Origin of the sequence: Paraburkholderia sp. SIMBA_054, from assembly GCF_046534875.1 — a bacterium.
Classification (GTDB): domain Bacteria; phylum Pseudomonadota; class Gammaproteobacteria; order Burkholderiales; family Burkholderiaceae; genus Paraburkholderia; species Paraburkholderia hospita.
On sequence record NZ_JAWRXV010000875.1, the window covers coordinates 1 to 268 of the forward strand.

Consider the following 268-nt stretch of genomic DNA (forward strand, 5'->3'; position numbering starts at 1 on the left):
GTGCTGGCGTTGCTGGTCATCGCCGGGTGGGTTGGCTGAAGCTCAACCCGGCGCCAGCGCGGTGAACGGGAACCAGGGCAGGTTGCGGGCGATCCAGTAGGCCGGGATCAGCACCAGCCAGAAGTTCGGCCGCGAAACTACGGCCACGACCGGTGCGAACCAGCGTGCCCGCCAGCCGGCCCGCCAGGCCAGCAGCCCCGGCACCAGGGCCAGTCCGGAAATCACCAGCGGGTTCATCCGGAAGGCGCGTGGAAGGTCGAGATGCACC

The 268-nt window shown here is 69.4% G+C and carries 1 pseudogene; it reads right to left on the reverse strand.

What is annotated here, in order from left to right:
• Nucleotides 1-42 precede the first annotated feature (42 nt).
• Nucleotides 43-268: pseudogene (locus tag SB822_RS57630) on the reverse strand (hypothetical protein); the annotation flags it as partial.